The organism is Arthrobacter sp. Y3225116, from assembly GCF_059091245.1.
In genome coordinates this window covers 1-3,704 of sequence record NZ_JBNHGL010000268.1, presented here as the reverse complement: position 1 = coordinate 3,704, position 3,704 = coordinate 1, and the positions used below count along the sequence as shown (strand labels likewise).

The following is a 3,704-nucleotide window of genomic DNA, read 5'->3' as shown; positions in this document are numbered from 1 at the left end:
CGAGGCCGTCCGGGCTCCACGGCAGCTCGAGCGAGGCGTCGACCAGGCCGGTGAGGCGGCGGCGCAGCTCGCGGTTACGCAGCCAGCCGGTGACCGCCAGCGCCAGCACGGACGCGAAGACCAGGAGCAGCGACTGGACGCCGTCATGGCCGAACCGGAGGGCGGCGTACTGGGCGGCCAGGCACAGGAGCAGATTGATGGCCAGCGTGCACAGTGCCGGCGCCCAACCGATGCCGTTGCGGAAGGTGCTGCTCCGCGTGGCGGTCGTGTCGAAGGCACGCTCGACGGCAATCGCCGTCAGGAAAAAGGCCAGCCAGCCGGCCAGCAGGGCGGCCGGCCAGGCAAAACCGCGGGCGTGGAAGGCCTGGAACACCGCTACCAGCACGGCGGAGGCCAGCAGCCGGCTGATAAACCAGTACACCTCTCCCCAGCGGAAGCGCCGGAAAACCACGCGCGTGGCCAGCAGCCCGACTCCCACCACCGCCACCGTTTCGTGCAGCGGGGCGGTGAGGTCGTTGCAGACGATCACGGCAGCGGTCATCGCGGCGGTGGTCTGGCGCCGCATGAGCGGCGTATCCACGCGCAGGTGCCAGGCCAGCACCAGCATCAGCACGGAGAGGACGGCCACAAGGTCGAATCGTGGCGGAGCGACGATCGAAGCCGCGACGACTTGTCCCAACACCAGCAGCCCGGCAGCCGAAATGCCGGCGATGGCAGCCCACGCCAAGGCGGCCGCCGCCTTGGTGGCCGTCATGATGCTGCCGGCATGCCCGTTCCCCACTTCTTCTGCCGTCCGATGTTAACGTTTCAACAATCGTAACCGTGCAGCGCGCACAGCCGGCGCACCGGGTGGCTGACGCTCCGAGACGGAGAGGGGTCAAAGGAAGCCGATGCCGGCGGGTGCCTTCGTCATGGGCGGCCGGCACCAGCCCACCGAAAAAGACACAAAGCAGGCGGCCCGCCCAACCGCGGCCCATGTCCGGCTCGCGCCGGACATGGCTACCGCGTGGACGGGCCTTCGCCTTTAGTGCTTGAGCAGCCCCTCCAGGAAGGTAACGGGCCGCTGCATTTCACCGTGCTTGGCGCCGAGCACGATAACCGTGCCGGCGAAGGCCGGGATGGTCCACTGCAGCAGCTTGAGCTGCTTCTGCGCGGACTTAAGCTCCGGTGATGCCATCGGCGACGGCTCGGTGGCGCCCTCTGCCCCCTGCTCGGCCATCTTCTCCACCTTCTTGCCCAGCATGCCGGCGTAGAGGGTGACGCCCGCGCCGGCCAGGGTGACAACGGTCTTGATCACGGTATTCCGCGTAACCCCTTCCTGCTTGACCATCCTGCCCTTGTTGCCCGCCAGCAGCGGCAAACCGGAAGCAAGGTGCGATACGAAAGCCACGGTCTGGATTGGCGCCCACTTCATCCAGCCGACGCTGGACAAACGGGTCCGCTCGCGCGGATCCTGGGCGGCGGCGGCCGCACCGTTAAGACCGACGGCGCCCATCAGGGAACCGCCGAACCAGGCGGCGGCAGTAAGGTCGTGCACAGAACGGGCCAAAAGATTTCCGGACATTGCTGACTCCTTAAGTGCGTGCTGTGGTGCCGATCGGCAGATGCCCCCGGCTAAAGGTTGACGACGTCGTTCTTGCCGACGTCGTCTGCTTGCTTCCCGGTGACCATTCCCTTGGCCAGCTTGAACAGCGTGGCCACCTTGGGGGAATCCGGCTTCCAATATTCGGCGGTGTGGGCCTCGACCCGGAGCAAGGCCACCGACGGGTCGTCCTTGCCGTTTTCAAACCACGGTTCCATCATGGGGCCCCACAGTTCGTCGATCTTCGCCTGGTCGCGGACGATTGAGGCGGTGCCCGAGATGGACAGGTAGCCGTCGGACCCGCTGACCGACACGTTGACGTGCGGATTGGCGCGGATTTCGTTGGCCTTGGGCGAGGGATCGTGCGTCACGAACCACAGGTCGCCGTCGAACTCTGCTTCCTGTAGCGCCAGGGGTCGACTGAACAGCTGGCCGCTGGCGTTGACCGTGGTGAGGACGCCGATGTCAGCGTCCTTCAGGATCTTGGCTACTTCCTTGCGTCCTTCATCATCGTTCGACATGAAACCACCTTCCGACTAGGGTGCAGGGAATCCTCAGCATACTTTCTAATTCCGAGGAGGCCAATGGTGGTTGCGGGCGGGAACGGTTGAACGGGGAAGTGGGCGCGCCATGGGGCCGAAGCCTGGCAGGCTCCGGCCCCATGGCGCGGCGGTGCCGCCTCTTTACGCGGTGCGGGCGCCGGCTAGCAGTTCGTCCAGCCGCTCGTAGCCTTCGCTCATGCCGCTTTCCATGCCGGACTGGGCCATGCCGTCGCGGGCCTCCAGCGTGGGGTAGACGGAATGGCCGATCAGTTTGCAGCGTCCGTTGCCGAGATCCTCGAAGGTCATGAATTCGATGCTGACGACGTCCGGGTAGCCGCCGAACTCGAACGTCTGGATGGCGAACTCGTTCTCGCGGACCGTGTGGAAAATGCCGGTAAAGGCGTACTGCTGGCCGTCGGGTCCGGTGTGGAGGTAGCGGTAGCTGCCGCCGGTGCGGAAGTCGTAATGATCGACGTCCATCTTCATGCCCCGCGGGCCCAGCCACTGCTTGAGCAGGTCGGGGTCTTTGTGTGCGCGGAAAACGTCGGCGACGGGATAGTCGAACTCTCGTTCGGTATCGATGAACGGAAGGCCCTCCGGGAGGGTGACTTTAAGTGAGTTGCTCATGGTTTGTCCTTGGATAGTTGGCCGAGCACGGCGTCCAGTCCGCGGTACTGCGCCTCCCGAACCAGCCGGTACTGGTCGATCCACGCGGTGAGTGCTTCGAGCCGTGCAGCGTTCAGGTGAACGGGCCGGCGCTGGGCATCCCTGGTGCGGGTGACCAACTGTGCCTGCTCGAGGACCTGGATGTGCTTCGAAACCGCCTGCTTGGAGATTTCGAAGGGCTCGGCCAGCTCGTTGACCGTTGCCGGTCCGCGGCTGAGCCGGGCGATGATGCGGCGGCGGGCCGGATCGGCCAGAGCCATGAACGCCCTGTCCAGGAGGGCCTCGTCGCTGCTACCAGTCACGTTATTCAACTCTTCCCTTGATCAACCTTTCGGTTGTCCAATAAGTTACTCCCGGGTCCCCGGGCGGTCAAGGGCCCAATGGTGTCCCTTATTAACCCTGGTCAAGGTGCTGGTGCCGGGTATATGGACGAAATTCCGGGGCTCGCCTAGTATGGCCGTCAAGCGGTCGCCGACGACCGGGGGAAGCGGAATCAGTGCCATGACGCAGATGCTGAGGGTCGCCGACGCCGTCGGCCGCATGCTCGCCGAATTCGGGGTCTCCCAGGCGTTCGGGGTAGTCGGCAGCGGTAACTTCCTGGTGACGAACGCGCTCATCGCGAACGGTACCCGCTACGTCGCCGCGCGCCACGAGGCGGGGGCCGCATCGATGGCCGACGCCTACTCCCGGATCACCGGCGAGGTGAGCGTGCTGAGTCTGCACCAGGGCTGCGGGCTGACGAACTCGCTCACCGGGGTCGCGGAGGCGGCCAAGTGCCACACGCCATTGCTCGTGCTTGCCGCGGACACCTCGATCGGCGATGTTGACCTTTTCCCCAACGTCGGGTTTGCCTTTGAGCGAGATGAGGTAGTCGAAGGAGCCGTCGTCGGGGACGTAGATGAGCGCCGACTTGT

At 65.4% G+C, this 3,704-nt stretch carries 6 protein-coding genes; 1 reads left to right on the top strand and 5 read right to left on the bottom strand.

The genetic code is table 11. From position 1 onward, the window contains the following. From AC5RV2_RS15860 to AC5RV2_RS15840, 5 genes are all read right to left on the bottom strand, one after another. Window positions 1-781: hypothetical protein (locus tag AC5RV2_RS15860; RefSeq protein ID WP_494093130.1), on the bottom strand; the 781-nt coding region annotated here is incomplete at its 3' end. 243 nt (window positions 782-1,024) lie between these two features. After that, the gene (locus tag AC5RV2_RS15855; protein WP_494093129.1) at window positions 1,025-1,564 is read right to left on the bottom strand and encodes a hypothetical protein; all 540 of its coding nucleotides are present in this window, start codon (window positions 1,562-1,564) and stop codon (window positions 1,025-1,027) included. A gap of 50 nt (window positions 1,565-1,614) precedes the next feature. After that, complete coding sequence (locus tag AC5RV2_RS15850; RefSeq protein WP_494093128.1) at window positions 1,615-2,103, bottom strand: pyridoxamine 5'-phosphate oxidase family protein; 489 nt, start codon at window positions 2,101-2,103, stop codon at window positions 1,615-1,617. Window positions 2,104-2,265: 162 nt separating this feature from the next. Continuing rightward, window positions 2,266-2,751: an SRPBCC family protein gene (locus AC5RV2_RS15845; RefSeq protein ID WP_494001601.1), complete on the bottom strand. Its 486-nt coding sequence runs from the start codon at window positions 2,749-2,751 to the stop codon at window positions 2,266-2,268. Beyond that, window positions 2,748-3,050 carry an ArsR/SmtB family transcription factor gene (locus tag AC5RV2_RS15840; protein WP_494093131.1) on the bottom strand — a complete coding sequence of 101 codons (303 nt, stop codon included), beginning with the start codon at window positions 3,048-3,050 and terminating at the stop codon, window positions 2,748-2,750. Before AC5RV2_RS15840 ends, AC5RV2_RS15845 begins: the two co-directional genes overlap by 4 nt. A 241-nt stretch (window positions 3,051-3,291) precedes the next feature. On the opposite strand from AC5RV2_RS15840, the gene AC5RV2_RS15835 reads away from it, so the two are divergent. Further along, window positions 3,292-3,704, top strand: a 413-nt coding sequence (locus tag AC5RV2_RS15835) for a thiamine pyrophosphate-binding protein (protein ID WP_494093127.1), incomplete at its 3' end; no start/stop codon positions are given.

Coding starts and splice junctions, on each gene's coding strand:
- AC5RV2_RS15850 (WP_494093128.1), bottom strand. CDS start 2,103: ATGTCGAACGATGATGAAGGACGCAAGGAAGTAGCCAAGATCCTGAAG.
- AC5RV2_RS15845 (WP_494001601.1), bottom strand. CDS start 2,751: ATGAGCAACTCACTTAAAGTCACCCTCCCGGAGGGCCTTCCGTTCATC.
- AC5RV2_RS15855 (WP_494093129.1), bottom strand. CDS start 1,564: ATGTCCGGAAATCTTTTGGCCCGTTCTGTGCACGACCTTACTGCCGCC.
- AC5RV2_RS15840 (WP_494093131.1), bottom strand. CDS start 3,050: ATGGCTCTGGCCGATCCGGCCCGCCGCCGCATCATCGCCCGGCTCAGC.